Source organism: Enterococcus sp. DIV0691 (assembly GCF_051711145.1).
Lineage (GTDB): Bacteria > Bacillota > Bacilli > Lactobacillales > Enterococcaceae > Enterococcus_B > Enterococcus_B hirae.
Map to the genome: position 1 here is coordinate 1,828,226 of NZ_JBIOLY010000001.1, position 26,683 is coordinate 1,854,908.

Here is a 26,683-nt window from a genome sequence, read left to right on the forward strand (position 1 = left end):
TCCTAAAATTCCAGATTAATATCTGCACCTTCGCCCATAGCTTGTGAAATATCGTCTACAAACAATCTAAATGATTGTCTTCCAAGATTGAATTTAAATATAGCTGGTTTAGTAGAGCCGCCCATATTTACTTTATGTTCAACTTGTGTATCAATATTTCTATTTGCATTTTTAAGATTTGCAGCTATATCTACATCAGGATTTGCATTGAAAAGTTCCGCGATAAAGTCTGCCATACTTCCAACAGTATTCTGTACATCATTGAAACCTCCTGTCAGTCCTTTATTTAGACCGTTCATAATAGCCTGACCAGCTGGAATCAATAGCTTTCTATCGTATTGGATAGGTCCTTTGTGTTCACGAATCCAATCACCAATACCTCCAACAAAATCTTGCACAGATTTCCATGCATTTTGTAACCCTTCTAAAAAACTATCCATGATGGCTTTCCCGGCTGCTAGTAAATCAATATTTTTCAAGTTATCAAACCAGCCAGTTACTCTATCCACCGTATCACTAACAGCATTTACTAAATTATCCCATGCCTCTTGAGCACCATTTACTAAATTATTAAAAGTATCTATAGTACCTTGTTTTAGGTTTTCCCATCCATGAATGATATTATCCTTAGTTCCAATAACTAGATTAATAAACCAAGCTTTGAAAGAATTCCATAAATCCTTCGCTCCTTGAATCATATTATTAAACAGATCGATTGTCCCTTGTTTCAGGTTATTCCATCCCTGTTTAATACTATTTACAATATTATTAGTTGTCTCTTTGATCCATGTAGTAAAAGAATTCCACACATCTTTGATAGTAGTAGCTAACACATTCCAGATATTTATAACAGTATCCTTTAAGGAGGTGTAATAACCAACAACTATATCTACAAACGTTGTGATAATGTTTTCGATATTTGTAGTTAATGTAGTCCACAGCATTGAAGCATCTTCTTTTAACTGATTAAAATTACCTGTTATCAAATCAATTAAAAGTAGAATTGGACCCATTACAGCAGTTTTTATAATTCCCCATGCAGAACTTGCAATTGATCCAATTTGAGTCCATAGGTTCGTAAAGAAATCAATCATTGGCTGAAAAACATTTTTTATTGCAGTAACGTATGGCGAAAGTATGTTTAAGACACCTTCCCAAGCTTCGCTAGCTGATTCCTTGATACCTTTCCAAATATTTGAAAAGAATTCTTTAGTCTCAGACCATTTGCTAACAATCCAGTCTGCTGCTTTCCCAGGAGCTTCTTGAATGGTAGTCCAAACATTATCTGCGCCTTCTTTAATGGATTTCCATAAATTGTTAAACCATTCTCCTATAGATTTCCATGTGTTCTGAATCCATTCTACTGCCGAGCTTACAGCAGACTTGATTTCCTCCCATAAGCCAATCCAAAAGTTTCTAAAATCTTCACTCGTATTCCAAAGATAGATGAAACCTGCAACAAGTAGTGCTACCGCAGCTATAGTCAATCCAACTGGACCGGTAAGAAAACCTATAGCGGAACCAATCTTTTTAAAAATAGAGATAGTTGTACCCAATTCCCCTATAGCTACTTTTAATTTCACAAACCACATGATGGCTGAACCGATAATAAAAATTAAAGGTCCTATAGCAGCAACAATCAAGCCAAGCACTACTACAAATTTTTGTACCGGTTCAGGGGCATTGACAAAAGCTTCTGCGACAGAAGCAACTGCATCAGCAACTGTTCTAATAGCTGGTGCAATAATTTTCTGAATGACGATAGCAGCAGATTCCAATGCTCCCATCATTTGTTCAATAGATGAATTAGCATTATCCTGCATCGTTCTTGCCATTTCGTCAGCTGCACCATCTGAGTTTTGGAGACTCTTAGTTAACGAATCAAGTTTTTCTGGACCAGCATCAATTAAAGCTAACATCCCACTTAAGGCGTTTGTACCGAAAATAGTTGCCAGTGCAGAGTTCCGTTGATCATCTCCCAGACCTTTTGTTTTCTCACGTAACTCTGTAATAATTTCACTCAAACTCTTCATTGATCCATCATGATTATTAATAGCAATGCCCAATTCTTGGAACTTGTTGTACATTGCTTCTGTTGGATTCATTAAACGAGTTAACGCACCACGCAAAGTAGTTCCGGCCTGTTCACCTTTGATACCTGCATTTGACATAATACCAATAGCTGCTGCTGTTGATTCAAAGCTCCAACCAGCCGTGTGTGCTGCTGTACCTGCATATTTCAAGGCATAACCCATATCATTACATTCAGCGTTTGTATCTGCGGCCGCTCTTGCAAATACATCTGCCACATGTCCTGCATCACTAGCGTCTATTCCGAATTGTCTTAGTGCACTAGCGGCATTCTCTGAAGCCATAGCGACATCGCCGCCAGATACGGCAGCTAAATCCAACAGACCTGGCATGGCTTGCATGATTTCTTGTGCGTTAAATCCAGCTGAAGCAAGATTCTCCATGCCGGCAGCCGATTCTTTTGCGCTAAAAGCAGTTTTTGCTCCTAGATCAATCGCTTGCTGTTTCATCTGTTCGAATGTGTCGCCAGTTGCTCCTGATATAGCTTTTACACGACTCATTTGTGCTTCAAAGTCACCACCAACTTTAGCAGCTGCTACACCTACTCCTATAAGAGGTGTGGTAATATACTTTGTCATTGCAGCACCAGTACCTTGCATCACTTTACCAACAGCGGTTGTCATACTATTTGAATTCTTTTCAAAAGTTTTAACAGCATCTTGTGCATCTTTAAAAGTCTTTACAAATCCACTGTCTGTGGCTTTTAATAAAGCTTCAACAGAAAATTGTTCCATGATTTTCCTCCTTTCCTCAAGAGTTAGCTTTAGTTAGTAAGCTTTGGAATTTTTTATCTTGTTTTGAAAGTTCGGAAACTCCCATGATTGAATCTTCGATTTTTTGATAATTGAAGAATTCTTCAAAGGATCGATATACAGGAACTGTCTTTTTGCCTACTTTTTTCTCCGCTTGGACTTGCTGATTTGCCCACGCTAATTCGTGAATCAACTTTTCTTTGTCAAGCCAAGATAACTGGGCTGCAGTCATACGAATGTTGTATTCATATAAAGTCATTCTTTCGATATCTGAGATATTGGTCATTCCCAAATATCGAAAAGAATTGATAAGAATTTGTTCGTATGCAAGTGCAGAATCTATTCCGCTTGTTGTTTTTCCGCTTCTTTCAATTTCTGATTCAGGTTTTGGACCGCTAACTTTCCCGCATTCGACTCCGCCAATTCTTTTAGGACTTCATCAAACAATTTTTCGATGTCTTTAACTTCATCGATGTAATCATCCATTTCATCCAATGTGATAGTTTCATCTTCTGTTCTATTTGCTATTTCTAAGATTCGTGACAACGTGTTGACATTATAAGAACGTAATTCCGGTAAGACTTTTGCTGAGAGTCCCATTCCGAATTCCATATTTCCATCGATGAAAGGCATCACTTTGTCTAATTCACGTACAAATTTAGTGCCAAATTTAAACGAATATTCTTTACCTTTAATTTTTAATTTCAATATTTTTCATCCTCCTAAAATAAAAAAGAGATCATCTAAGACCCCTTATGCTCCTGTTGAAGTTGCTTTCACGGTATCTTTGAATGTATATTGAACGACAGCAGCTTGATCTTCTGTCAAGGTTGCATAACCATCTTGACCAATACCATTTACTGCAAATGATAGACTTAATTCAACGTTATCCTCTGCAGCAGCCGATGGAGTAAATTCAGACACATATGCTTGATAATAAGTAGCTTTGTATTTATTTGCATTATCATCTGTTCCCTGTTCTGCTTTGTTGATTTCCCAAATTTCAATGATATCGCCATTTAATAAGGCTTGTTTCATTTCATCTACATGAGGATCCCCTTTAGCAACTATTGAAGTAGCCGAAAAATCATATTCAACCGGACTCAAACTTTGAACGTTTCCGTCTTTTGTCACTGTAGAGTCTGAATCTCTTGATAAACCATTTTCGTGTTCTGTTTGAAATGCCATTTTCCAAGCAGCTTCCTGAGTTTCTTTTTTCAATAAGCGATAAAGCAAAATGACATCAATACCTTTTAATGCTTCCATATTCTTCCTCCTATCTAATTATGAATTCAAGCGTGATCAATGCTCTTTTTAACGGTGTGTTTGTCGTTGTATCATCCATCACTTGAATTCCACTTGCTTGATAATTCAAAGCCCAATAATAGCCTTCTGTGGCTTCTATTAATCTGGCTTCATTAAAAAGAGCAGATGCCATGTCGGACACCTGCTTTCTCTTCTTCTGTAATCCCCAAATGGATAAAACTACAATCACAGACCCCTTGATATCAGTTTTATTTGCTTCATGAGTAGTTTGAGTATTCTCAATTTCTACAAAAGGATAGCCAACATCATCTAAAGGTTTGTAATCGTATGTTTTATATCCAAGTTTGTCTTGGGATATTTTAAAAAGTTCATCAAAAATTGATTGATCTCTTGTTTTAATCATCATTTCACCAAGGCTTTCATTTCAGCCATAAATTTGACTTTTTGATAATTAAAAGCTGGTCTAACATAAGGCTTGGCCGACATAAAACGAGTTCCATATTCTACATAAGGAGCATAGTCTGCCGTCGGTCCTACAATACCAGTTAAACCAGCTTCTAAAAGACTCATGTTTATGGATCTTCGTAAATAACCTGTATCCACTGGCGCACCTTTTTGCATTCGTTCAGCCATTTCAGCAGTATTATTTTTCACGACTTTTTGAACATCATTAAGCGTTGCTGCTTTTTTCAGATGTCGCATCAGCTGATCGATTCCTTTATATTCAAGTTGTGCCTTCATCAAGAACCACCTCTTGCACAATTAAACTATTTCTATATGCCGGATTTCTAGCTGTTGTTTGTTCCCAAGTCTTTCCTTCAATCTCGATATAGTCAAATGTAGGGATAGAAAAAAGAGGCTGCGTCCTAATGACCTTCGCCCCTTCTTCTACACTACCAAAAATAGTCACACTTCTATCAGTGCCAATATCTGTCACGTTTGCCTCTGTTCTTGTTCTTTCTGGTTTGCCTTCAACCCACTCACCGAGATCTGGATCATATTTAGAGTCAGATGAACGTTTAACAAATATAATTTCATCTGTAAATCTCATATAAATTTAAACCTCCCTCGCTTTGGCTTGTATAACTCTTCCTGATCTTTACGCTTAAATTCGTCAATCTCATTTTGATACTCTGAAAAATCCGAATCAGGAAAAGCCATAGATAAACCTTCTTGAGAATATGACTGCATACCTTCTTGACCAATTCTATTGAATCTTTTCAACGATACTTCATATACAACTGTTTCAAATTCTTTTGGAACTTCTTGCGTATTTAACAAGGCTTTCATACGCTCATTCGTTCTTCGCTCAATAACTTCAAGCTTTTCATCTATTGTTCCTTTAAGAAGTTTTTTAATATCATCTGAAATCGTCATATTTTTACTTCCTAACTAGCAGGTTGCCCTGTCACATTAATTGAAGTAGTGAATTCTCCAGAAGTAAATGTGAATGTTGCTGACCCTTCTGCTACAATCGTTCCATTAAAATTACCATTTTCATTTTTGGTCACTGTTGCAATAGCTCCATCACTTGAAGTTGCTGTAGTAGCTGCAACAACAGTAGCTGCATCGCTAGCATCTGTAGCCACAGCTGAAATAGTAAATGTTTTAGTATCGCCTACTTTACCAGTCCATGTCTTTTGATTTGGCACAATACCGGTAGCAGGCGTTACGCTTTTGGGGAAATCTTCCCAAAAGCTTCATCTTTTACAATCATAAATCCAACATCCATTGTTGCACGCAAAGCAATTAGTTCTTGCTCAAACAAGTTAACTGGGGTTCCATCTTCATTAGTTAAAGTAGACAATTGGGCTTCTTCAGAAATCTTAAATGAAATATTATATGGGATTCCATAAAACATGTAGTTGAAGTCTCCAGCGTAAAGAGTCCCTTTATCTAAAGACTTAAGGTCTACTACTGGTAATCCGTCAATTGTATTAGCAGAGCGATCATAAATGAACTCAACATTTGACCCGACTGTTTGAGCTGCAGAACGTAATTCTGTACGATTTTTTCGGTTTGAAATAAACGCATTAGGTTCGAATTCATTTTCTGCTAACTTGTCTTCTAAGGCTAGGATATTATCATAAGTTAATCCGCCTTCAACCACATTCCCCGCACTAATAACTGATTCATCTAGTGACTGAGGAAATGGGTTTTCTTTATTTAATAAAGCAGCTGCATCAAATTTTTTATAAAAAGCTTCAGCAATTTTCGGTTGCATCTCCTCAAAGAAATCTGATAATTTATAATTTAAGTATTCACGAGAAACCGGAAGAATGACACCGAGTTTTTTTGCAGTCATCGTAGCTTGCATCCATTTAGGTTTAGATGTTTTAATTTTTTCACCTTCACCCACCCAGTATGCGCCTGGTCCTTCTGCAAAGTATTCAAATTTCTTTTCTTTGTCAGTCATTTCTTCATATTTTGCTAACTGCATGATCTTAGAGTTTTCCATAATTTCACTCAAAATGAGCGTATTATATTTATCAGGAATTTTCCCTTCTTTTGTTTCATAAACCATGACATTGTCTGGATCCCATGTTTGAGCAAACATTTGCAAGTTCATTGGTAAAAGTTGTTTCTTTTTCATTAAGTTTTCCTCCTATTTTATAATTCGATTTTTAGCAGCTAGTTTAGCTACGGTTTCTTTAGTATTTTTAGATGCTGTAAATTGTCCACCTTCATTTGGTGGTGTTTGTCTTGCATTTTCTTTCTTAATCAAAGAAGCAAAGTTAGTGATGACTGCTACAGCTTGTTTTGTGGCATCTGCATCATCAGAAACAATCAGTCCAAGCAAATCATCATCGTGTGGTAAATTTGCATCTGTCAGCATTTTAGAAGCTTCTTTCGTCATTTCAGATAATGCCTGCCCACGCTTTAATTCAGCGATTTCAGCTTCTTTTTGTTTCAACTCATGCTGTAGTTTTTCTTCCGCATTCATTTTTGCCAGCTTTTTAGCTTCTTCTTTTTTTGCTTCTAGTTCTTTTTCCCACGCTACTTTTGCTTTGTTCGTCTCAGCAGCAATCATTTTCGCTACTTCATCACGAGAAAATGTTTTGCCAGTATTGTTTTCTTCTTTTGCTGTGGGCGGTGTCTCTTGTGAGCCAGCTGGTAGGTTTCCTTTTTGTCCCTCATCACCAGATCCACCATCTCCTGGTTCAGAAAAAAATTGTAAGCTCATTGGCATAAATAAACGTTTTTTCATGATTAATCCTCCACGGTTACGCCGCTACCCGATAAATTTGACCAGTTACGCCAGTCAGCCGAAAAATAGCTTTCTCTTTAACGCCTGTAAGCTGTAAGAAGGCACAATAAAAAGCCGTTAATTTGTATTAACGACTTGATGTTTGTTCTATATAAGGTGCTGTACTGCATCGACAAAATGGATGCATATTAGGAGCGTTACTTCCTGGCTGCATATTGCCAACATCAAAAACTTGATTATTTAATGGTATACATAGTTTGCACGCCGTTGGTTCTGCTATATAGATATACTGGGTAATGCCTGCATCTCTGTAACTTCGCTCTTGGATCCCTACCTGAACTCTAGTCGTTTCAGTCACCATCAAACGCTGGGTATTGAATTTTGTATTTTCACGACCTTCAGCTGTTAAGTATTTTGATAGTTCTGATGCAAGTTGCTTCGGATTCTTGCCCATCGTTATGCTTCTGATTAATAATCTATCTAATTCTGCTTTCAATTCAGATTGATACATCCACAAACGATCGCTAAAAGACACGTCATCACTCAAAAAGGAGCTGTTTATTACTAGTTCTATCAGCTTTGCATATCCACTTGAAGCAATAGTCATTTCTAAAATGCCGGCTTGTCTCTTCAATTCATCTAAACCAGCTTTTGTTAATTCATTCGAAAAGTACTTATCCAATTCATTAAACAGTGAAATCAATTCAAGTCCGATATTAGCTTTTAAGAGCTCTAATCTATTTACACGCATCGTAAGATTGTATAGCTTTAATTCTTGGTTTGCTGTAGGAGAAAAATCTTTCTCTTTAACATACTTCTTTGCTTTGCGAGCGAATGCTTTGACATCCATTTCACTAGCACGCTTCATCGCTTCGCTACGTGTGATTTTCTGACCATTGGAGAAACTGTCCCACTGCGCGTCTATTTCTTTTTGTATCGCATCTTGTGCGTATTGCATGCGACTTTTAATTTCTGCCATGCGCTTTTTATCATCTTTAATTTGTTGCTTTTGCCATTCTTTTTCCCGTTTGATCCAATATTCTTGGGAGTTCATTTAATCACTCCCCTGTTTCATCTTTTTTGTTGTTAATTACTTCTTCACTATCTGAATCAAAAATGCCAATCTGCTTTTGCGTTTCTTTATTTACTCGTTTCAACTCTGCCTGTACATCTGGAACAAAAGAAGCGAGTCCTAAGATCGTCTCTTGACTAAGTTCAGCTCCAGCATCAACCAAAGATTTCAACTCTTCCAGAATCGCTTTAGGTAAATTAGGCGTAAATATTACACGTAAGCCTTTCAAATCGGAGTTATCCATTTCAGAAATACTTGATTTTAGGCTAAATAAAAGACGATAACGCCGCATAAGACCTTTTTTGAATAGCCTTTGCTTTGTTGCCGTCATTTGTTCAAATCCAAATAATTTATATTTCATTGCCTCTCCTGATTGCACTCCGGAAAAATTGTCATCAGTAAGATCAGGAACCATTGAGATTTCGTGGATATCCTTGCGTACTCTGTCTTTGTATGCTTCTACACCGTTCACATCATATTGTTTGTAAATATATCCTGCAGTCACACTTGTTTTATTACCGTTCACATCAGTTCCAGATTCAAGCAAAAGCATATTCGCTTCTTTCTGCTTGATAGCGTCCTCTGTGGATAGTCCTGCTGCTTCAATATCGCCACTAATAACTAGGAGAGCATCGTTTAAATCAGTCATATAGTTGGCGGTATCAGACTGCCCTGCATCGTATAGATCAATCAAAGATAGTACATCTTCATACAAGCCCATCCGAAAACGATTAGGAGAATACTCTGTAATAGGTACCTCTTTATATTCATGTGGTTCGTCTTGAGGATTCTTTAACTCAATTGCTGTTAGTGTCGTCTCATCATAAGTGATACTTTTTTCTTTCGTGTATACGATTGGTTGAATGTAGTGTTCATCACCATCCTTGCTGAATCTTGTCTTTGGATACCGTACAGCCAAAATAGGCTCTCGTTTTACTGTAGTATCATATACAACAAACGTTTCAAATACATTAGCCAAATCAACGTAATCTGTATCATCTGAATCTCGATAGATAATCTCATAGGCTCTCCCATACTTATCCATATCAAGCCATAGCTCAGCATTTAACCCATCTATGTCGTTATTAGTATTAAACTCTTCGATTTCTTTTTGTTGATTTGTGTCCTCGATTTGCACTTTTATAGGATTGCCTGTGTTGTACCCAACATCAAACGTACAAAGAACTTTTCCAAAGTTATGTGCTGATCGGTGATCCGCTTTTTCCTTTTCTCTACGTCTACGGTTATCCATGATATTTGTATTTCTAGCTTTGTAATAATCATCTAATACACTTAGCCGTTTTACCTGATATTCATGATGATGTTTTATCATTGCTGCTAAAGTATCTGAATCGTTAAGTAAATCTTCTGCTGAGCTAAACCTATAGTGAAGATTGGAATCTACGCTAAACTTTACATAATTTGTGTTTACGTCATTCGAATAATGTATATCAGCTCCGTATTCAAACTCGTTTACTTTATCCATTTTTCACTCTCCTTAAAACATGCGTTTAACACGTTTAATCTTTTCATTGACATTAACTTTTGGTTTCTTAAGAAGCTCATTAGTATATATCGCATATCGAACGGAGTCTAGCACATCATCATATTCTTTTATTGGCTCGCCTTTTTTCTTGTCCCAAATGTATTGATAAATTTCATCCCGAAATTTCATCACTCTATCTTGACAGATAAACAATTTATCTTGTTTAAATCTCTTAGCGACTTCCTCAACTCCAGATAACCGTGCTTTATGAGCATTTTTAGCATTAATCTTTTCTCTTTTAAACCTAGCCACATGCTCCGGTCTCGCAGAGTCACAATAAAAAGGCACTCGTAAGCCGTAACGCTCTTGAATGCCTTTTGCTACATCTACCCAATAATCAATCTCTTCAAACTGAGTAGCATGTTCTTCAATTAAATAAGACGTTCCATCATCTGTTTCACCTATAACCACGATTGATCCCCAGTGTTCATATCCCCAGTCAACACCACAATAATAATTGCTCAAAGGTGGCAAGTCTTTTGACTGGATATAGTGCTTGCTGGCATCAAAATCACGATAAACGACACCTTCAGCAGAAACCCATAGTCCTTTGATGTCACGATCATAAAACATCCCATTTGGAGTTGATTCTTTAATATTATTTCTATAGCGTTCAGATAAAAAAGTATTGTCATCCAATTCAAAGTGGAACGATTGGATGTTTTTGCTTGAATTATCAATATACTCTTTCTTTAGCCAGTGTTCTGGGTTGTCAGGGTTTGTATCAGCTAGAATTCTCGCTCCTGTTCCTGAACAACGTGAAATGATTTCTGCAAATACTTCCTGCCGAGCGAGCGAGGCTTCATTGATGTAAGCGCCATATGCTGTCATACCACGAATTGCCCCAACACCGCCGATGTTTCCTGTATATGCTTGTACTACCTTAACTCCAAACAACTTGAAGTTTCCGTGTTTGTCGAATTTAGGCTCTATGCTGTACATGTTGTATAGTTCCTGTAAGATGTTCTTTTGGATCGTTGCACTAGAAACTCCTGCTAGGATATACATCGGTTCCTTAATGCCTTCCTTATCTGCAATCTTTCGCACACGTCGCAATTCAAACAAAAACAAATCATTGTTTATTTTTGTTTTACCAGAACGTTTTGCTCCATGTAATAGCGTGATGAACCAATCATTCTTAATAGTTTTGTTTAACACGTCGATTTGCTTTGGATTATAAATATCAACTAGTGCCATCTAATTCACCACTAATCTTTTCTAACAACTCATCAAGTTTTTCTTCGGTAGATTTTTCTGAGTCACTGCGTAACAAGTTAGCTTTTAGTTTCAGCATATCAATTTCAACCTCTAGCTTATTGGCTTGGTTGTTATATACTTTGTTTCTTGATTCCTCTGTAGCTAACGCATTAAGCTGTTTAATTGCCTTCGTTAACTGGTTGCTGATTCTAGTAAGTGCATCTTCAATAGATAAAATGTCATCTATTTTTCGATAAGTCTTTCTTGAAACCTGTACGTCTTGCATAACCTCTCGTTTGATTTCTAGCTTTCTACCGTCTTTTTCAATCGGCGTTTTGATTTTCCTTAACTGTTGCAGACGTTCGATTTCTTCATCGTTTAAACCAGCCTCGGCTTGCTGTATTCTTTTCATCATTCGCAGCTGTCTTATCTTCAGCAATCGTATTTCCTCAGACAAAACAAAAGAAGGATCATTATTCAAATTAGAATAGATGTCCTTCTCTTCATCGCTTAATGTTTCATAAAATATGGTTTCATACTCGCCAGTTTTCAAAGCGTTCTTGTTCCCTACTGGCGGTGATGCTCGGCTATTGCCTTTATTCCCTTTTGCATTCTGATTACCAAAAGGAGCGCCACCTTTATTGGTAACGTTACTTTTACCAATGGTAACATTACCTTTCAATTCAGCACTCCATTTATCAATTGATTTCCATTTTCTAACTTGTGAATCTGAAACATTTAATTCTGATGCAATATCCTTTAATTGCTTTTCTCCGTTGGATTCTAACCAAATCCTTTTGGCTTTATCACGTCTTGGATCACGTTTTCTTGCCATTCAAATCACACCACCTCGCATTCTTTTTAGGTTGAGTTTTGTTTTCTATTTATAAATTTTTTCTAATTCATCTTTCACATTAAGAAGAATATTAGAAGTGATTGTGTTAATTTTTTCTACTTCTAAATTAGTTCTAAGTAAATTTATATGTTCTCCATCTTCGGTCAAACATAAATGTTTAAAACTATTAGTTCCATGTACCTCCATACATAAATATCTATACACACCGTCATACAAATGAGATTTACCCAGTCGTTTAAATAGGCTGGAAATATTACTTGTCTTTTTATCGTCGTTATACCACTTTTTTAATTTATGTCCATAGAGTGAATCAAGCTCTTTTAAGTTATTTTCAATTAATTCCTTATTTGTATTGTATAGTGTAATTTGCTTGTTAAGAGACTCATCTTGTTTTCTCATTTCTTCTAACGTTTTATTAGTTATTTGTTCTTTGACTTGTTTATCCATTTCTTTATAAAAACTCAGTTGATAGGCTCTGCTTCTCCTGAAAGAATCCTCTGACAGTATATATACTAAATAAATATAATTTTCTAACATATTCCGTGATAAAGTTAAGATTCCAGCATAACAATTTTCATTGAGTAAAGCATTAATAGATAGTTTCAAATCTAAAATTTCATAGCCAATTTCTGTCGCTACCATATAAGGCAAAGGTTCTCCTACTTCTGGTATCTTCCTTGCGATAGCTTCTAGCACTTTTTCATAATCTTTAATAATTCGATTGACTTCGTTAATATTATTTTGCAATTTAGTAGCCTCCCTTATTTCCAATATGTTGATTATCTCTCAATCATCAATATCTTTCAATATAAGGTCAACCTCAATCAATATCTTTAAACCGGAAACTTTGTCTAAATTGGTTTGTCCTGAATAGAGATTTTTAAGCCATTTTCCTAAAGTTACTTGAATTTCGCCTGGCCATCAACGTTTGGATGCGGATATTCATTTGATAGTAATACACACCAGTAACTTCTCATTAGACATTCTTCTCTTCAATCGCATTTAGATCATTATAAATAGCTTTTGCTGTAGCTAGCTCGACTCGCAATCTTCTTTGAATAACTCTAACAATTAGCTCACTAACAAGTTCTTCAAAGTCCTTCTTTAGTTGCTTCATTTCCTCAAAATCTTTAGCAGTCTATTGTTTCATAATTTTATTCCTCCTTTATGTAAAAAATTAGCTTAAAAATTTCCCCACCCAAGTGATCACCTTATCAAAGCCAAACATCTTACCAAACTTAACTTTCACTTGAACCCAAGCTTTTCTGAGATAGTTTAATGATTCATCGAATGTTTTACTCTCTGTCATGTTCTCGTTCCCTTCGAACAAAATAAAAAGACCACTCAACGAGTGATCTCATATGTAAAAACTACACCACATCAACAAGTCTATTCAACCAAAAATACAAAACCCACTTAGCTTTAATACAGCTAAACAGGTTTCGAGTCCTCTCACTTAAGGAGGTACTATTTCAGTAAGTAGTCTTTCAATCTCCGTACAGTTTTGCTAACTGGTAGCTTGGGATCACCGTAAACCCAAAGTCACTGGCAAGGATTTGCACCTTGCATGATATCTACCCTAATTTGAGCTAAGCTCCGCCCTTGACTGATATCCTTTGGAAGGACTAGTGCGTCTACCTATTCCGCCACAGCGACATGATATAAACAGACAGCAACCAGTTGATAAATACGAAGAAATTAACAAGGAGCTTGTCACTTCCTTTTCGTTTATTTTTTTGTTTGATTGGTTGCTGTCTATCAAAGCATAATTACAACGATGAGGGAGACTACCTCCCTTCGTTTATTCTGTCGAAGTCCTGTTTCCTAATCTTTCGACACTAACATAATATCACTGGTAAATGGCTAAAAACCGCCATCATTCCGCCAAAAAACCGCCAAATTATTTATAAGCAATTTTTCCCCCATGCCTATATGCTTCTGCAAACTCTATTAGAGCTTCCGACTTCATTCGTTGAATACTTCGTTCTGAATAACCTAATTCACGACTAATCCTGTAGTTTGAGAAACTATCTGGCACACAGAAACTGTAGTATAGTATCTGACGACTAATTAGACTAAGCGCCATCAAAGCCCTCAAAATCGCATCTCTTTCTGCTTCAGCATCTGCTAATTGGATCATGGCATCTTCTGCTCTGTTTCCATGACTAGGAACCTTAGGCATATCTGTTATAACTGGTGACTTAATATCTATCAAAGAGCGACCTGCTATGCGCTCTAAACGTCTAAAATTCTTTAAAACATTTCTGGCATTATCTCTTGTTTGTTTGAAATCTACTTCTCGTAATAAATTTATCAAGCAAAATCGCTCCTTTTATGTTATAATGAGAGAAACTTTCAAACAATTTCCATTTTATGTAGCGACAGCCAATTTTGGCTGTCTCTTTTTATGTTTTATATTAAGAAACATTATCCCATAGATCCATTTGAGGATAATGTCCCTCGTCTTTCAATAAGTTGTAAATAAATAATCTACCTTTTTGTGTCCACTTCGTACTCATGACTATTTTAACCGTACCGTCAGATTGCTTGATTTCGCTTGTATGTGATTTTGTATAACCACAATTCATATGCTTTTTATAAAGCAACCATTGACCACTAACCTTACGTTGTACGCCTAATTGATGTAGTAATTTGTTTAGCTGGATAGCGGACATCCCATAATCTGCCGCAATCTGAGAGGTACTAACTGTATCTTTTGAAGCCAGAATCGTATCAAGATAAGTAATTTTAGGCTCGTACTCCGCTACCTTTTGTTCGGCTATCAATCGCTTGGTTCGTTCTTCTTTAAGCTTAATTGCTACCTCAATCAGTAAATCAGGGTTGTCTAGCAGTTCGTCTGTGGCATACATACCGTGTTTTCTGATTTGTGGTAGGACTTCACTAGTTACCCAACGTTTGAATTTTTTTGATGATGGTAGCTTAGATTTAAGTATTAAGCTGTATAGCCCTGATTCGTTGATGATCGTCATGTTTTGTTTTCCTCCAAGGGTGTCCCATTTCGTTACCCCCTTGTCTTCTTCATCCACATGATTTAGGATTGCTTTTTGAGTGTTGCTATATCCTAAGACTTCTGCAACGTCTTTACCTACAAAATATGGTTCGTCGTTCACTAAAATTGTTCTAACTTGATTGTCTTCAAAACTAAAAATTTGTGGTTGATCCATTCTCTTTTTCTCCCTTCTTCAAAAGTTTTGAGTTAGCCGTTCCATTCTGAATGGCCTTTTGTTCCAAACGGCGTTTTTTCTTCTTGATTTTCGATTTCGTCTTTCCCATTATTTCTTGTTCTCCTCTTGTATGATTACTAGCATAGAAACAAAAAGTACAATAAAGATAAAAGGATAGATCATTCTTTTTCCTCCACATCAATTGCAATGACGATATCACTCTCAATCCCTACTCTATCTCCGTCAGGGTTCAATTTAAATCCAGTTGGAGTCATTAAACACTGCTTACCATTTGAAATTACCCAAAAATACAGCATAGCTTCTGCCGGCATATTTTCTAGTATTTCCAATGCTTCATTTACTTTCATTCCGCTTCCTCCTGTCCCAATCCCCATTGCGCGAATGCTGCTAGGACTTCGAATTGTTGATCATCATTTAATTCCATCAAAGGATCGCTTAATTCATCTAAATGCCCCCATGCTGTGTTATTGATCATCCAGAATATATTTCGTATTGGACCATTTGCTGATTCATTTTCTTTCAACCACTCCAACACAATTTTCTGGTTGTCGTTGAGTTTAATTTGTCCCTCTAACTCTCTCAAATCTTCTAATTCAGTTTTGAGATAACAAATTCGAGTCGTTTTCGCTTGCTCAATAATTGGAAATCCTAGACCTAAGCTATCTTCTAAACTTTGCAATTCCTTTTCTTTCTCAGATATGAGTTGTTTCAGCCCTTTCATTCTTCTACCACCTCATACGTTTTCTCGAAAATATCTGGCTTACATGGATAAAATTCGCCTTCCACACCTCGAATAATATAATCATTAATATCGGCGCACATGGTACCTTCTAAAGTTGAAATATATAGATCATATCCACTTGTTTCTGCATTAGGTACTAGTTCACCATTGCACCAATCTTTCACTTCTAACAAATTTTCTTCCGTAAGTTGCACCGCTTCAACTACTACTGGTTTCTTTCTGTATTTCACTCTCTCGACCTCGTATCCAAATAACCATGCTTGAGCAAAGATGTTTTGGTTCATGCTGTCATTTAACCAATCTACTGCTTTGTGAAGATACTCTGGAAGTTGAATTTTCCCAGTTATAAGTGCCTCTCTCAACGTCCACTCATTCGCCATACAATAATTTAGATATTCCGCCACGAACGAATCAATAACTGGCTTCTGAGGTTCGTCTAGTTGTTTTGCTAAGCCAAGTGCATTGTCATACGCTTCTGTTTTTCCCTGCCAATACAAATCACGACCATTTGTTCCGATGACGCGTTTAGAATTTTTCTTAAGCTCTTCTAATGTTTCAATCAATTCTTGTTTATTCATCTTGTTCCCTCGTTTCGTCTTTAACATCGTCTGCCCATATAGCATAAAAATCAAAATCATATCCGTCTTTTCTCGGATCTTCGTCTAAACGATCTGCGTCATGTATTATTGTTGCTTGTTCCAATACCTCGCTTGTTTCTTCCGCTCCCCATACCAATTCATCAGGTATTTCAATTGAAACTATCCTCACTGTTTCGTCTCCGCTTGGATCATCAGCCATCAAATAATCTTTTTCGTCTTCGTAGTCTTTGTACACTTGTCCGAACCCTTCGCTCCAATAACCAATATTCTCGGAGCTTTCATATCTATAGAATTTCATCTTGTTCCTCCTTCAAAGTCGAGCTTTTCGTTCCGCCGCTCCGCCGCAAGCGCAAACTATTGCTAAAGGCCAATCAATTTCTGCAACTTCTTTAACTTTCTGATCGGTCGGATCATATAATCTAAACTTCGGTATCATTTGCTGTCCTCCATATTTTCCAATCCCAATATATTGCATTCTTCAACTTCACCACCGAATTTTTCCGCAGTTTCCATTGCGTTTTCATAGCTATCAAACCACTGAGAATCTTGTAATAGAGAAGTTAAATTTAATGAAACAACATTTATAAATCGATCACTTTTTCTGTAAAAATATTGACCAAACTTAATTATATAAAAATTCATTCGCTGTCCTCCCCGTATTTTTCAATCAATTCCATTACTTTTTTTACTGTTTCAAACTCAACAGCTTTTGATTCTTCGAAATCATGTACAATTTCTGGATATAGCATATCGTCAACTACCCATATGATAATTTGACGTTCGTCAGCAAATTTTATGATTAGATGATCAGATTCCACAGATACTGTTGCTCCTGATTCGATATCATATAAATCCATGCTGAATTGAATGAGCTGTTTTATCATTTGATGTCCTCCTCCATGTATTCGTCTAATATCTCTTTATATTTCTCTATAAACTTGAAACGATCTTGATGAAGTTTCTTGCTCCAATTTGTTTGCTTATCCAGCTCACGCATCTGATCGAACCCTTTTTGAATTTCGTTGTAATAAAATTCAATATTAGACGCTGCTTTCCAATGTCGAGCGGTTCGAACTCCTGAACCAGTTTCAGCCATTTCCAATTTAACTATTTCAGCTCGTTTTTTTGCTTTTTTATCTTTCTGAATCTTCATCATAATTTTTTTGAGAATGGTATCACTGTATTGATTAATAAGATCCATTATTCGTTGTCTTTCTTTCGAATTAATAACATTGGTTCTGGCATAATCTGATCATCTTTCAAAAATTCATTTGGATAATGCTTTCGTAACTTTTTATTATTGGTAAATGTTTTCAACAACCATTGACTCGTTTCACTTTTGTTCTTGCCAACAAAATAAATTTTTCCAGTTTGTATTCCTGCAAGTTGAATCATCATCTTCACCTCAAATCAAATTTTTTTCTGCTATATGGAGCAAAAGTAATCCGACATCAAGAATCTTTTGATCCATTATTTCAGCTACTTTGCTTGGCTTAACTCCTTGAGAAAAGAGCAAGCGTGCTTGCTCTATCTCTTCATGAGTCCAAATAAATTTGGCTTCCTCAAGGATAATTACTGGATCAGTTGCTCTCATTGTTCCTCTGGAAAAATGATGTCATCTTTATGTTTAGACCAGGTATCTGCATATGGAGCAAAGTATTGTCTAGCTAACTCGATTTGATCAATTAAAGCTGTTTCTGATAATTCATGATCTGCAGCAATTTCATTCATACTATCGCCTTCATCTAAACGGATAAGAACGTCTCGAACATTTACAGTTACGTTTTCTGGCAGTTGCAATGTCGTTGCTGTTTTAATAAACTCATCAATCGTTTCTTTTGATACAAGGAATTCAATATTCTCAACTTCTTCCACTCCATCGCCAATATCCAAAGAAGTTTGCTCTTCTTTTAACATTTCAATTGTGCCATCTGAATTCACAACATATTCAATATTTGGTTTCTTCGTTTGCTTGTTTACTGGCACTGTGTATTCGATTGTTTCTGGTTGAATTACTACAGTTACTGTTGAGCCAAGAAATTCAGTTAAATTTTCAGTACTACCTCTCAATGATCCGTTGCTAACAACTAGTAATACTTCTGTGTTCCCATTTGATTTTGATGTTACTTTCTTCAATTCTGGTCTGAAATTCACTTGTTTTGTCATTTTATTTTCCTACTTTCTTTGATATGCTTTTTATTAAGGAGTTGAATAATTGTGTTTAATAAAATTAAAGAATCACTGAAAAAATATTTTAGAAAGATTCGTTATAAAACAGCGGAATCAAAACTCTATAAAAAATTTTTCAATAAACAAACAGATTCACGAAAAATGAAAAAGTTCTTAAAAAAAGTGTCTCAGAAAAAATATATCCCTACAGGTCGTGATTCAAAAGGGCATCCTATATTATACTTACCCCCAGGAGAAGACCCCGCTATTATTCAAATTGCAATTGATGACCAATTTGTCCGAGGAATAGAACTTAGTATTGAATCGGAATACTTTTTTGTCTTAAAAATAGAGTATCCGTCGGTTACTGTTCTTGGAGAGAACTTTTTACGTAATCAATCTTTTTATAACAAACACCCTATTTGGTCAGCAATTTTAATAGCAATTGTTTCATCAATGTTCACTATACTTATAAGTGAATTTTTTAAATAACTGATTCTAATGAAGAAGCTTCTTATTGGAGCTTTTTTTTCTTCGTTCTGCTTGTCTCTTTCGTTGCTGTCTAGCAGACTCAAAGCAGTCCATTTCAATGAACTTATTGATTTTTGAATCGAATTTTGCAAATGTCACTGGAAAACCGTATCGACGAGCGAACATCTTCATTTTCAGCATAGAAATGGCATCTTGATAACCTTTGACATCAATCACTTTTTTCACTTGGCCATTTTCATAAATCACAAAATCAGCTCGATAATAAATCGGTGCAATCTTACGATCGTTACATAGATAACCTTCTTGAAGCAGAACATTTTCTTGCATGGCACAGTAGGTTTCAGATAATGGCATAAAACTCATACCGTTTCGTTTTAACTTCATGTAATAACGAGCTTCTGCTTTAGAATCAAAAGTGATGCCGTCTACTTCGTGCTTTTTGTTTCCGTATTTGCTTCTTGTTGCCATTTGCTATGCTCCTTCTTTAGTCTTTCTAGTCGCTCTTTTGAACGTCGTCCATTTTCATTACATACTGGACAGGGTTCACAAGTTGACCATCCAAGCGATGTCTTATACCAAATAACTGTTTCATCGTTGCATTTTAAACAAGTCATTTTGCACCTCTCATCCATGCTTGGTTACTTTTCGGACAACAACACTCTTTTTTCACTGGCTTTGTCTTAGGTTTTGAAAATCGTCTTTTGGGTTTAATAACTTCGACTACTTCGCCGCCACAAACACTTGCAACAAGGTCAGCCTCTTCTTTAGTCGTGTGGTGTTTAGCAAACTCAACACTAGCTTCTCCTCGCCCTCGGCTATCTAAGTAGCACATTTTTTTCACTACAAAGGTCAAACTGGATTCCTCCTTTTGTCTGTCGTTGTTTTGAATACAGCGATGTTCCCTTTCGTTCCATTCATTACACGAGAGAACACTCGCTCACCGTAAGCGTGTTTTAATTGCTTCGATGATAAATTGGTTGTGAATATCGTAGCTTTGTTTAGACGAGCTTCTGTTAGAGATGTGAGAACATCAACATCGTATGGTGTTGCTTGATTGTTTTCTTCCATTCTTCCTAGCTCCGCACCTAAATCATCAATCACTACAAAATCCGTCTTTTTAATTTCAGCCATCAACGATCCTGTCACAGCTTTTCTTGCTTCTGGATCATTCATTGCAAATTTCAATTGCTCTAATAATTCTCGATAGCTTATAAATGAACAGGCAATTTTATAATTAGATGCCATCATTACTTCTTTGATCACTGCAGCACCTAGATGAGTTTTTCCGGCTCCTGTTCTACCCGTAATAACCGCGTGAATCGTGCTACCACTTACGATTTTTTTAGCCCATTCTTGAGCCATCGCTTTTATTTGTGCTGTTTCCTGATCAACTACTTTGTATCCATCAAAATCGAAGGTCCATATGGCATCATCTGTAATCATTGAACTGTTAAGCATTCGATTGATGGCATCCTTTTTCATTGCTTCATTCGCTTTTTTGATGGCTTCTTTTTGGTTTTTAGTTACCATTTCTCGGTAACCACAAATCTTATTGATACATGTAGGACCGCATCGATCAGTACCATCTTTATTTTTTGTTTTCCAGATATACAATGGATCGCCACATTTCGGGCAATTATGATCTGCTGTTTTTAATCCGCCGTAAGGTGCAGCCATTGCACTTAGTTTTTTATCCATTACCAATCCTCACCTGTTTCTGGTAACTCATCATTAGAAATATTTTGTTGCTTTCTTTTATTTTTTTGGATAGCCATCTTATCGAAATGCTTTCTTAAGCTAGTCGGTGATAAAATTACCCCTGACCAGAAATCATTGCTTGTGGCCCAAACAATCATGTCTTGAACTTCTCTACCAGTTCGTTTGTCAGATTCAATTGTTAAACGAATCGTATTCGCCCATTTATCCAAATCAGGTTCTTTGATGTTTTGATTTTTTCGAATTAGTTTTAATAAAAGAATGGCCAATTTTTTATTTGGATCGTCATCTGCGTACACGCGTTTTTTGCGTGTTGCGACATAATTATTATTCTTATCATTCTTTTCATTCTTATCATTCTTGTTTGTTGTCACTGGCTTGTCACTAGATTGTCCGTCGCTTGTCACTGGCTTGTCACTAGATTGATAGTCAGACCAATTTATTATTGTTATAACGCTATATCTAGCGTTCGATTGGATTGTCAATAATTCTTCGTTTTCAAATTTCTTAAGCCATCTCCATAGCGTTCGCCATGCAATTGCTTTGTCACTCGGTACTCCTTCGTTGTACTCTTTTGCCATTGCATGGGCTCCTGTGACGAATTGTCCGCTTGTCAAACGTACTTCTTGACCGTTAAATAAAAATTTTCTATCTTCATGACTAGCCTTCATTAAACACAATATCCATAGCTTGAACATATCGGAATTGGTCCAAACGAATGAACTAGTCACTTTACGGTATAACTTGATGTATCCTAGATTCATTCGCAAAGCACCTCCGTTTAAAGATCGTCCATGCTAGTGAATCCAGTAATTGGAATATTACCTCTACAGTACTCGCATAAACCGCAATGGTTCGGCTTCTCTTCACCATTCTTCACTCTGACAATTCTTTCAATTTTTTCTTTTAACATAACCAGCTCATAATCCATATTGTCCTGGTCAATTGTGATCAGTCTTGCTTCACTTGGTGTTTGTTTAGAAACTGCTGCAATAATCGGTGTGCACGTCTTTCCGTATTGTTGTAAAAGTAACTCCTGATATATAGCCATTTGAAGTACATATCCAAAATTGACTAGGAATGTTTCTCTTGATCCATAATTTTCATTCCATTTACGTTCGTGCATGTCTTTCGTTGTTTTGATATCGACAAAGTATTCTTCTTCTAAATTCAAGCAGTCAATTTTGCCTTTCCACTGAGTTCCAAATAATTCACCAGTTACAATCGTTTCTTTCTCACCTTGATAAATGTTCATGAAAGCTTCTTCTTGTTTTAGTCGAGCAATCATCTGTTCAGCAATCTGGAAATCTTTCAATAAGCCATATGGCTTCCGACTAGAAAACATTTTGGATTTATTTTCTTCTTTGAACGCTTCGTGTATCTCTTTCGATTCAAAATAAGAATGTACGTAGTTTCCGACTAAAAGAGCTTTAGGATCAGATATCGGCTGCCAATCGCCTTTGAGTTTGGCCAATGCTGCAGCTTCACATTTTAAAAAGGACTTATATTGTGATGTTGACATGTACTGCCAGTCAGCTTCATTTGAATAGTAATTCTCATCAGAAAGGATAGTCATCGTCATCGAAGTCAGCCACATCGTCTACACCTTCCTCACGTCCAAAGTCCGGAATATCTAATAATTCTTTTTGAATCGGTTCGTTCAATGTTTCTTTTTCAATAGGATGCGCTTGTTCAACTTCTGAATGTCCTGGAATAGTTGCAATACGAATATTTTCTTCTTGAATATCGTTAGGAATCACAATCTCTTCTGCTTCTTTTTGAATTGGTTCAACAGTTTTATTTGAAAAAAGTTTTTCTTCAAGTGTGGCCACTTTTTCTGTTTGTGGCGTTACGTCTTTCCGATCATTGTCAAATTCATTTTCTAACGTATCTTTTGCGGCTTGAACCAACAAATCGTTATCGTTGCTTGTGTTGATTAATGCTTTAGCTGCACGATTAATCACTGTTCGTTTAGCCATTTCTTCTGGAAATTCCTTTTGCGGTCCAGAACCCTTCATTTTTGACTTCGCCCAACTTTGATCAATTTGCTTTTTCGTCATAACTGTTGTTGTTTCTTTGCCATTTGCTAATTTGATAACTACGTATGCCGCGATGATTTCGTTGTCTAAATTCTCGAATTTTGTTTCATGCTTTTTGACAACCATGTTTGGTCCATCCATTGCAACTTCAAACTCATCATTTTGTCGAACGACTACAGGCGTAATATCTGCCCCTCCAGTTACACGATCAAGGACTGCCATTGTTCCAAAATATGAACGCATTAGCTGAACCTTGTTTCCGTACTTGATGAAGTAACACTGTTTCTTCGCTGGTGATAGTCCTTGAATAACCATGTCTAAGAGTGCATTAGAAATAGAGGTTTTCATTTCTTGATTATTTGTGGCCATCTGTAGCAAATTTCCACCTGTATTGTTAGTAAGCTCGAAAAAAGCACTCTTTAATGCATTTTGTGGACTGTATCCTGGAGGCATCTCTAAACCCTGTTCTTGTAACCGTCCAAGATTACTGATCACCTGCTCGTCTAATGAACGTTGTGTTGTTTGTGTTAAATCGTTTGCCATATTTTATTCTCCTTTGTTTTGCTATACTTATTTTGAAAGTGAGGCGATAAAAATGTATAAGTTAAAAAAAGATACCTATAATGAGCTTTCTGGAATCTGTCGATTAGTTATGCAGAACATTAGAGATCTAGAGGAAGGTAGTAAAATGGACTTATTCGATCCTCGTATTAGTAATGAAGAATATTATTTATACTCATCTGTTCTTAAAAACTATAATTCTTTAGGAAATCAGTTGCTCAATAATTGGGAAACTTTAAAGTTTGACGATATAGACGCTTTTTTCACTAAACTGAGTACGTATATTAAATACTTAGATTTGTTCATCAAAGAACCAACTATAGAAAATCAGTTGAGATTAACGTCTATTTACGACAGTCTTGATAAACTTAATCAGCGTATTTAAGATCATCATCTGCAAAAACAATCAGGATTGCATCTGTCATAATTTGTCCGATATGAAAATTTGCATCGAATCCATCAGATGGAATTTCTCTTCTGAATTCATTTAACTTTTTGTGTAAAAAGAACAGTTCTTCTTCTTTCATCGAAGGAAGAAGTTCTTTTTTTGTTTCCAAAACTTTATTGAAAAACTCTTTGCTTAGACTTTGTAATTCATTCGCTAATTTTTCTGATACATCATTGGTCATCCCTAAATTCCTCCTAGTTCAATCTTTGGAAAATGTTGTTGTACATATTCCAAAATGTCCTCTTCTTGTACATATCCATCTTCGGTTAAGTAGCAAGAGTCCCCTGAATATAAGGGATTCCCTTGCCAATCAACTACGACAGGGCTAGCTTCATTTGGCGGTTGCTGTCTAGCACCTAAAGAATCAAAGTCTTTCATCATGATCACCGCGATAATAAATCATTGCTCTCAACTCGCTTTCCAGTACTTCAATCCTTTTTTGAACTGATTTGGAAACAAGCTTACGAATTTCTTCTTGAATCTCTGTGATACCAAGATCACGTTCAAGCTGGACATTATGCCACCTACTTTGCTCTTCTTGGAAAAAACCTCTCCCTAAAAATTGAGTAGGTACACCGATGGAAATATCAGTCATAAGCTCATTAAGATTATTCAGTGCTGGTGATTTTAAACTGATAAGTAAATCTTCCGCCTCATTGATTTGATCAATGACATGCTCCATTTTTAAAATTTGCTTTTTAGCTACATCCTTTACGCTCATCATTTGCCTCCTAAAATTCCCAAAATAATTTGATGGTGCCATCATCTTGCTTGATGTTTGAAATGCCTTCACTTTCCAGTGCCACTAGAAATGATGGTGTAAGTCCTTTTGAACGAACAGTGCAACTCGTTTGTCCATAGCTTGCTGTGGTTAGAATTTTTTCTTGGATGTCTTGTTGCGCTTTATTCATCATTACTTCGAATATTTCATCGCCTAATCCCTTTACTGAAATCATTTATTTCCTCCTGTGGTATAATGGTTTAAAAGATTTTTATTTTTTTGACACGATTATGCTTGCCGGCGGTCGTGTCTTTTTTTGGTTCTATACTCAGCTTCATCAAGACCTATGAAGATCCATACCATGTAAACAATCGTGCCGATCAATGCTTGTTTGCTTCCCCAAAGACCTAAAGCGTAGATAATTAGCGGTGCGCTAAATACTAATGATCGATTAAACTTGCCCATGCTGTTCTCCTTTTAAATTTTGTGTTTAGCCATCAGTTCATCGATGTCTTTTTTGTCATACCTTAAAAAGCCATCTATACGAATTTCTTTTAAACCGTGAGCGACTAACTTCTCAAATCCTTGATCATTTACACCTCCCACATATTTTCTAGCTTCGATTTTTTTCAAGTATCGTGTTTCTGACAAATTCTTTTTTGAAAGCTGACTAAGTGCATCCTTCACAACTTCAACAATTGCGATTCTCAAACGAGTCAGAAACTCTTCGCTTAGAATATTCATGACTAGCCTCCTAACGAATTCTGTAATCACGAATGATCTCTAGAATAGTTCTGTTTGCCTTTGGTCCACTCCAGTGTCCATCAAGAATTTGTTGCATTCGTACACGCGTGTGACCATAAGCAGTAGCCAAATCATCCATGGTTATCCCGTTTTCTTTCATAAATTCTTTGATTGCCGCACGACCATTATCCAAGTTTGACATTATCTCACTTCCTTTTTTATAATTTTGTAAGTTAAAGTGATAGAAAAATATAATTTTCATTGACATTTTTAACCCTATCGGGTAATATCAAAGCATAGTTAAATAAGCCTATAACAAGCCTTTTATTTGCACTCGGTCTCCAAACTTAATGCTATAAGGTGTGTTTTTAGTTTGCTTTTTTTCTATCAAATTAACTTACAAGAAGATAATAACCCATAAAGGTAACTTTGTAAACAGTTTTTATCCCTTTAGGGTAAATTTATTCTTTTTGTGTTGGAGGATTGCTGATATGACAACATTTGAAAGGATAAAAAATATTTCGAAGCAAAGGGGGATAAGTATAAAAGAACTGTCAAAAAGAGTCGGATTTGGTGAAAGCACTATTTACAAATGGAAAAATCAAGAACCAAAATCAGAATACTTAAAAAAAGTTGCTGATTATCTAGATGTCTCTACAGATTATTTATTAGGTAAAACAGAAACTCCCGGAACCACAGCAAATCAAGTAACGGAAACCGAGTTAGAAGAGGCTCTGAAAGGTGCCATGACTTGGAATGGCCAGCCGCTTACCGAACAAGATAAAGAAGCGGTAAGAATATTTCTGGAAGGTAGAAAAAGTAATAAGTGAGGTCGTAGTGTATGGATAATGTTGAAGATTTGTTAAAAGAAAACGGGATTGATGTAGAAATTACCAATATTGGATCTGAAGGATTCTACCTTCCAGAACTAAGGACAATTTTCATTAATCAAAATTTAGTTGAAATAGAACGAAATAAAGTTTTACTACATGAATCGCGACATGCGCTAGGACACAATGAATTAATCGCATTATACAGTAAATCTGTTTTTCACTCGAAAATGGAAGATGAAGCAAATAGATTCATGATCGAAGTTTTATTGCAAGATTATATGAATCTATTCGCTTTAGCTGTAGATCAAATCAATTATATGAAGTTCATGGACTACTATGGAATCGATTATGATTGTGAAGAATGTATAAAAAAATTACTTGTGAATCATCTAAAAACAAGTACATATTTACATGTAATGTGAAGG

Annotated in this window: 48 protein-coding genes and 1 pseudogene; 4 read left to right on the top strand and 45 right to left on the bottom strand. The window is 36.2% G+C overall.

What is annotated here, in order from left to right:
• Positions 1-2 precede the first annotated feature (2 nt).
• The 32 genes and pseudogenes from IGJ11_RS08150 to IGJ11_RS08305 form a co-directional block, all read right to left on the bottom strand.
• A complete protein-coding gene (locus IGJ11_RS08150) occupies positions 3-2,825 on the bottom strand; it encodes a phage tail tape measure protein (RefSeq protein ID WP_438772492.1) in 2,823 nt (940 codons plus the stop codon).
• Between the two features lie 16 nt (positions 2,826-2,841).
• Complete coding sequence (locus tag IGJ11_RS08155; RefSeq protein WP_002318903.1) at positions 2,842-3,129, bottom strand: hypothetical protein; 288 nt, start codon at positions 3,127-3,129, stop codon at positions 2,842-2,844.
• A 53-nt stretch (positions 3,130-3,182) separates the two neighbouring features.
• Positions 3,183-3,551, bottom strand: coding sequence for a tail assembly chaperone (locus IGJ11_RS08160; RefSeq protein ID WP_081115375.1), 369 nt, complete (start codon positions 3,549-3,551; stop codon positions 3,183-3,185).
• A 45-nt stretch (positions 3,552-3,596) separates the two neighbouring features.
• Positions 3,597-4,109 (bottom strand): phage major tail protein, TP901-1 family, encoded by a 513-nt coding sequence (locus IGJ11_RS08165; protein ID WP_081115374.1) that lies wholly within the window; start codon positions 4,107-4,109, stop codon positions 3,597-3,599.
• A 10-nt stretch (positions 4,110-4,119) separates the two neighbouring features.
• Positions 4,120-4,512 (bottom strand): phage capsid protein, encoded by a 393-nt coding sequence (locus IGJ11_RS08170; RefSeq protein ID WP_081115373.1) that lies wholly within the window; start codon positions 4,510-4,512, stop codon positions 4,120-4,122.
• A complete protein-coding gene (locus tag IGJ11_RS08175; RefSeq protein ID WP_438772493.1) occupies positions 4,512-4,850 on the bottom strand; it encodes an HK97-gp10 family putative phage morphogenesis protein in 339 nt (112 codons plus the stop codon). Before IGJ11_RS08175 ends, IGJ11_RS08170 begins: the two co-directional genes overlap by 1 nt.
• Entirely contained in the window at positions 4,834-5,160 is a 327-nt protein-coding gene (locus tag IGJ11_RS08180) for a hypothetical protein (RefSeq protein ID WP_438772494.1), read from the bottom strand. Before IGJ11_RS08180 ends, IGJ11_RS08175 begins: the two co-directional genes overlap by 17 nt.
• Positions 5,157-5,486, bottom strand: coding sequence for a phage head-tail connector protein (locus IGJ11_RS08185; protein WP_081115371.1), 330 nt, complete (start codon positions 5,484-5,486; stop codon positions 5,157-5,159). Before IGJ11_RS08185 ends, IGJ11_RS08180 begins: the two co-directional genes overlap by 4 nt.
• Before the next feature lie 11 nt (positions 5,487-5,497).
• Entirely contained in the window at positions 5,498-5,761 is a 264-nt protein-coding gene (locus tag IGJ11_RS08190) for a hypothetical protein (RefSeq protein WP_081115370.1), read from the bottom strand.
• A gap of 17 nt (positions 5,762-5,778) precedes the next feature.
• Complete coding sequence (locus tag IGJ11_RS08195) at positions 5,779-6,702, bottom strand: phage major capsid protein (protein ID WP_081115369.1); 924 nt, start codon at positions 6,700-6,702, stop codon at positions 5,779-5,781.
• Positions 6,703-6,714: 12 nt separating this feature from the next.
• On the bottom strand, positions 6,715-7,317 hold the full coding sequence (locus IGJ11_RS08200) for a DUF4355 domain-containing protein (protein ID WP_438772495.1): 603 nt from the start codon (positions 7,315-7,317) through the stop codon (positions 6,715-6,717).
• Between the two features lie 127 nt (positions 7,318-7,444).
• Positions 7,445-8,371, bottom strand: a complete 927-nt coding sequence (locus tag IGJ11_RS08205; RefSeq protein ID WP_438772496.1) for a minor capsid protein — start codon at positions 8,369-8,371, stop codon at positions 7,445-7,447.
• A gap of 4 nt (positions 8,372-8,375) precedes the next feature.
• Positions 8,376-9,875, bottom strand: a complete 1,500-nt coding sequence (locus tag IGJ11_RS08210) for a phage portal protein (protein WP_438772497.1) — start codon at positions 9,873-9,875, stop codon at positions 8,376-8,378.
• A gap of 12 nt (positions 9,876-9,887) precedes the next feature.
• The gene (locus IGJ11_RS08215) at positions 9,888-11,132 is read right to left on the bottom strand and encodes a PBSX family phage terminase large subunit (RefSeq protein WP_438772499.1); all 1,245 of its coding nucleotides are present in this window, start codon (positions 11,130-11,132) and stop codon (positions 9,888-9,890) included.
• Entirely contained in the window at positions 11,119-11,967 is an 849-nt protein-coding gene (gene terS / locus IGJ11_RS08220; protein ID WP_438772501.1) for a phage terminase small subunit, read from the bottom strand. Before terS ends, IGJ11_RS08215 begins: the two co-directional genes overlap by 14 nt.
• A gap of 45 nt (positions 11,968-12,012) precedes the next feature.
• A complete protein-coding gene (locus IGJ11_RS08225) occupies positions 12,013-12,735 on the bottom strand; it encodes a DUF5677 domain-containing protein (RefSeq protein WP_438772502.1) in 723 nt (240 codons plus the stop codon).
• A gap of 229 nt (positions 12,736-12,964) precedes the next feature.
• Positions 12,965-13,105, bottom strand: a complete 141-nt coding sequence (locus IGJ11_RS08230) for a hypothetical protein (RefSeq protein ID WP_438772504.1) — start codon at positions 13,103-13,105, stop codon at positions 12,965-12,967.
• 60 nt (positions 13,106-13,165) lie between these two features.
• Positions 13,166-13,297 carry a hypothetical protein gene (locus tag IGJ11_RS08235; RefSeq protein ID WP_438772505.1) on the bottom strand — a complete coding sequence of 44 codons (132 nt, stop codon included), beginning with the start codon at positions 13,295-13,297 and terminating at the stop codon, positions 13,166-13,168.
• Between the two features lie 591 nt (positions 13,298-13,888).
• Complete coding sequence (locus tag IGJ11_RS08240) at positions 13,889-14,302, bottom strand: ArpU family phage packaging/lysis transcriptional regulator (RefSeq protein ID WP_207427674.1); 414 nt, start codon at positions 14,300-14,302, stop codon at positions 13,889-13,891.
• A 103-nt stretch (positions 14,303-14,405) separates the two neighbouring features.
• The gene (locus IGJ11_RS08245; RefSeq protein ID WP_438772506.1) at positions 14,406-15,173 is read right to left on the bottom strand and encodes a phage antirepressor KilAC domain-containing protein; all 768 of its coding nucleotides are present in this window, start codon (positions 15,171-15,173) and stop codon (positions 14,406-14,408) included.
• Positions 15,151-15,282, bottom strand: a complete 132-nt coding sequence (locus IGJ11_RS08250; protein WP_438772507.1) for a hypothetical protein — start codon at positions 15,280-15,282, stop codon at positions 15,151-15,153. Before IGJ11_RS08250 ends, IGJ11_RS08245 begins: the two co-directional genes overlap by 23 nt.
• Positions 15,283-15,352: 70 nt before the next feature.
• Positions 15,353-15,541, bottom strand: a complete 189-nt coding sequence (locus IGJ11_RS08255) for a hypothetical protein (protein WP_438772509.1) — start codon at positions 15,539-15,541, stop codon at positions 15,353-15,355.
• Positions 15,538-15,915, bottom strand: a complete 378-nt coding sequence (locus IGJ11_RS08260; RefSeq protein WP_438772510.1) for a hypothetical protein — start codon at positions 15,913-15,915, stop codon at positions 15,538-15,540. The genes IGJ11_RS08255 and IGJ11_RS08260 overlap by 4 nt, the downstream gene beginning before the upstream one ends.
• Positions 15,912-16,166 carry a hypothetical protein gene (locus tag IGJ11_RS08265; RefSeq protein ID WP_438772575.1) on the bottom strand — a complete coding sequence of 85 codons (255 nt, stop codon included), beginning with the start codon at positions 16,164-16,166 and terminating at the stop codon, positions 15,912-15,914. The genes IGJ11_RS08260 and IGJ11_RS08265 overlap by 4 nt, the downstream gene beginning before the upstream one ends.
• Positions 16,167-16,175: 9 nt before the next feature.
• A pseudogene (locus IGJ11_RS08270) lies at positions 16,176-16,574 on the bottom strand (DUF1642 domain-containing protein); the annotation flags it as partial.
• Positions 16,507-16,833: a DNA-directed RNA polymerase subunit delta gene (locus tag IGJ11_RS08275; RefSeq protein ID WP_438772511.1), complete on the bottom strand. Its 327-nt coding sequence runs from the start codon at positions 16,831-16,833 to the stop codon at positions 16,507-16,509. The gene IGJ11_RS08275 and the pseudogene IGJ11_RS08270, both read right to left, overlap by 68 nt.
• Positions 16,834-16,967: 134 nt before the next feature.
• Positions 16,968-17,177 carry a hypothetical protein gene (locus IGJ11_RS08280; protein WP_438772512.1) on the bottom strand — a complete coding sequence of 70 codons (210 nt, stop codon included), beginning with the start codon at positions 17,175-17,177 and terminating at the stop codon, positions 16,968-16,970.
• A complete protein-coding gene (locus IGJ11_RS08285) occupies positions 17,174-17,419 on the bottom strand; it encodes a hypothetical protein (RefSeq protein WP_438772513.1) in 246 nt (81 codons plus the stop codon). Before IGJ11_RS08285 ends, IGJ11_RS08280 begins: the two co-directional genes overlap by 4 nt.
• Positions 17,416-17,736 (bottom strand): DUF1140 family protein, encoded by a 321-nt coding sequence (locus IGJ11_RS08290; RefSeq protein ID WP_438772514.1) that lies wholly within the window; start codon positions 17,734-17,736, stop codon positions 17,416-17,418. Before IGJ11_RS08290 ends, IGJ11_RS08285 begins: the two co-directional genes overlap by 4 nt.
• Positions 17,736-17,933, bottom strand: coding sequence for a hypothetical protein (locus IGJ11_RS08295; RefSeq protein ID WP_010718796.1), 198 nt, complete (start codon positions 17,931-17,933; stop codon positions 17,736-17,738). Before IGJ11_RS08295 ends, IGJ11_RS08290 begins: the two co-directional genes overlap by 1 nt.
• A gap of 7 nt (positions 17,934-17,940) precedes the next feature.
• Positions 17,941-18,129: a hypothetical protein gene (locus IGJ11_RS08300; protein ID WP_201701188.1), complete on the bottom strand. Its 189-nt coding sequence runs from the start codon at positions 18,127-18,129 to the stop codon at positions 17,941-17,943.
• Entirely contained in the window at positions 18,126-18,701 is a 576-nt protein-coding gene (locus IGJ11_RS08305; protein WP_113821315.1) for a hypothetical protein, read from the bottom strand. The genes IGJ11_RS08300 and IGJ11_RS08305 overlap by 4 nt, the downstream gene beginning before the upstream one ends.
• Positions 18,702-18,752: 51 nt before the next feature.
• Between IGJ11_RS08305 and IGJ11_RS08310 the strand changes: the two genes are divergently transcribed.
• Positions 18,753-19,196, top strand: a complete 444-nt coding sequence (locus IGJ11_RS08310) for a hypothetical protein (RefSeq protein WP_081201969.1) — start codon at positions 18,753-18,755, stop codon at positions 19,194-19,196.
• Positions 19,197-19,202: 6 nt separating this feature from the next.
• Here IGJ11_RS08310 and IGJ11_RS08315 read toward each other — a convergent pair whose 3' ends face one another.
• The 6 genes from IGJ11_RS08315 to IGJ11_RS08340 all read right to left on the bottom strand — a co-directional run bounded on the left by IGJ11_RS08315 (position 19,203) and on the right by IGJ11_RS08340 (position 23,494).
• Entirely contained in the window at positions 19,203-19,664 is a 462-nt protein-coding gene (locus IGJ11_RS08315; RefSeq protein ID WP_113821314.1) for a DUF1064 domain-containing protein, read from the bottom strand.
• 142 nt (positions 19,665-19,806) lie between these two features.
• Positions 19,807-20,049 (bottom strand): hypothetical protein, encoded by a 243-nt coding sequence (locus IGJ11_RS08320; protein ID WP_002301754.1) that lies wholly within the window; start codon positions 20,047-20,049, stop codon positions 19,807-19,809.
• On the bottom strand, positions 20,046-20,894 hold the full coding sequence (locus IGJ11_RS08325; protein WP_317751251.1) for an ATP-binding protein: 849 nt from the start codon (positions 20,892-20,894) through the stop codon (positions 20,046-20,048). The genes IGJ11_RS08320 and IGJ11_RS08325 overlap by 4 nt, the downstream gene beginning before the upstream one ends.
• A complete protein-coding gene (locus IGJ11_RS08330) occupies positions 20,894-21,676 on the bottom strand; it encodes a hypothetical protein (protein ID WP_223603512.1) in 783 nt (260 codons plus the stop codon). The genes IGJ11_RS08325 and IGJ11_RS08330 overlap by 1 nt, the downstream gene beginning before the upstream one ends.
• A 17-nt stretch (positions 21,677-21,693) precedes the next feature.
• Positions 21,694-22,509: a PD-(D/E)XK nuclease-like domain-containing protein gene (locus tag IGJ11_RS08335; RefSeq protein ID WP_438772516.1), complete on the bottom strand. Its 816-nt coding sequence runs from the start codon at positions 22,507-22,509 to the stop codon at positions 21,694-21,696.
• Positions 22,472-23,494: a recombinase RecT gene (locus IGJ11_RS08340; RefSeq protein WP_368026303.1), complete on the bottom strand. Its 1,023-nt coding sequence runs from the start codon at positions 23,492-23,494 to the stop codon at positions 22,472-22,474. Before IGJ11_RS08340 ends, IGJ11_RS08335 begins: the two co-directional genes overlap by 38 nt.
• A gap of 52 nt (positions 23,495-23,546) precedes the next feature.
• On the opposite strand from IGJ11_RS08340, the gene IGJ11_RS08345 reads away from it, so the two are divergent.
• Positions 23,547-23,897 (top strand): hypothetical protein, encoded by a 351-nt coding sequence (locus IGJ11_RS08345; protein ID WP_104660618.1) that lies wholly within the window; start codon positions 23,547-23,549, stop codon positions 23,895-23,897.
• Here the strand turns inward: IGJ11_RS08345 and IGJ11_RS08350 are convergent.
• From IGJ11_RS08350 to IGJ11_RS08380, 7 genes are read right to left on the bottom strand one after another with little or no spacing between them, the layout of a single operon-like run.
• A complete protein-coding gene (locus IGJ11_RS08350; RefSeq protein WP_223603510.1) occupies positions 23,881-24,141 on the bottom strand; it encodes a hypothetical protein in 261 nt (86 codons plus the stop codon). The genes IGJ11_RS08345 and IGJ11_RS08350 overlap by 17 nt on opposite strands.
• Before the next feature lie 2 nt (positions 24,142-24,143).
• Positions 24,144-24,338 carry a hypothetical protein gene (locus IGJ11_RS08355; protein ID WP_368026302.1) on the bottom strand — a complete coding sequence of 65 codons (195 nt, stop codon included), beginning with the start codon at positions 24,336-24,338 and terminating at the stop codon, positions 24,144-24,146.
• Positions 24,325-24,681, bottom strand: coding sequence for a hypothetical protein (locus IGJ11_RS08360; protein ID WP_088762512.1), 357 nt, complete (start codon positions 24,679-24,681; stop codon positions 24,325-24,327). The genes IGJ11_RS08355 and IGJ11_RS08360 overlap by 14 nt, the downstream gene beginning before the upstream one ends.
• Positions 24,682-24,691: 10 nt before the next feature.
• A complete protein-coding gene (locus IGJ11_RS08365) occupies positions 24,692-24,916 on the bottom strand; it encodes a hypothetical protein (protein WP_081204301.1) in 225 nt (74 codons plus the stop codon).
• Positions 24,917-24,969: 53 nt separating this feature from the next.
• Positions 24,970-25,146, bottom strand: a complete 177-nt coding sequence (locus tag IGJ11_RS08370; RefSeq protein ID WP_164907431.1) for a hypothetical protein — start codon at positions 25,144-25,146, stop codon at positions 24,970-24,972.
• Between the two features lie 12 nt (positions 25,147-25,158).
• Positions 25,159-25,425, bottom strand: a complete 267-nt coding sequence (locus IGJ11_RS08375) for a hypothetical protein (RefSeq protein WP_010718784.1) — start codon at positions 25,423-25,425, stop codon at positions 25,159-25,161.
• Between the two features lie 10 nt (positions 25,426-25,435).
• Positions 25,436-25,627, bottom strand: a complete 192-nt coding sequence (locus IGJ11_RS08380) for a hypothetical protein (RefSeq protein ID WP_010725712.1) — start codon at positions 25,625-25,627, stop codon at positions 25,436-25,438.
• Between the two features lie 289 nt (positions 25,628-25,916).
• Between IGJ11_RS08380 and IGJ11_RS08385 the strand changes: the two genes are divergently transcribed.
• Together IGJ11_RS08385 and IGJ11_RS08390 are read left to right on the top strand one after the other, a co-directional pair.
• Complete coding sequence (locus IGJ11_RS08385; RefSeq protein WP_128701690.1) at positions 25,917-26,255, top strand: helix-turn-helix domain-containing protein; 339 nt, start codon at positions 25,917-25,919, stop codon at positions 26,253-26,255.
• Between the two features lie 11 nt (positions 26,256-26,266).
• A complete protein-coding gene (locus IGJ11_RS08390) occupies positions 26,267-26,680 on the top strand; it encodes an ImmA/IrrE family metallo-endopeptidase (protein WP_181934948.1) in 414 nt (137 codons plus the stop codon).
• Positions 26,681-26,683 lie beyond the last annotated feature (3 nt).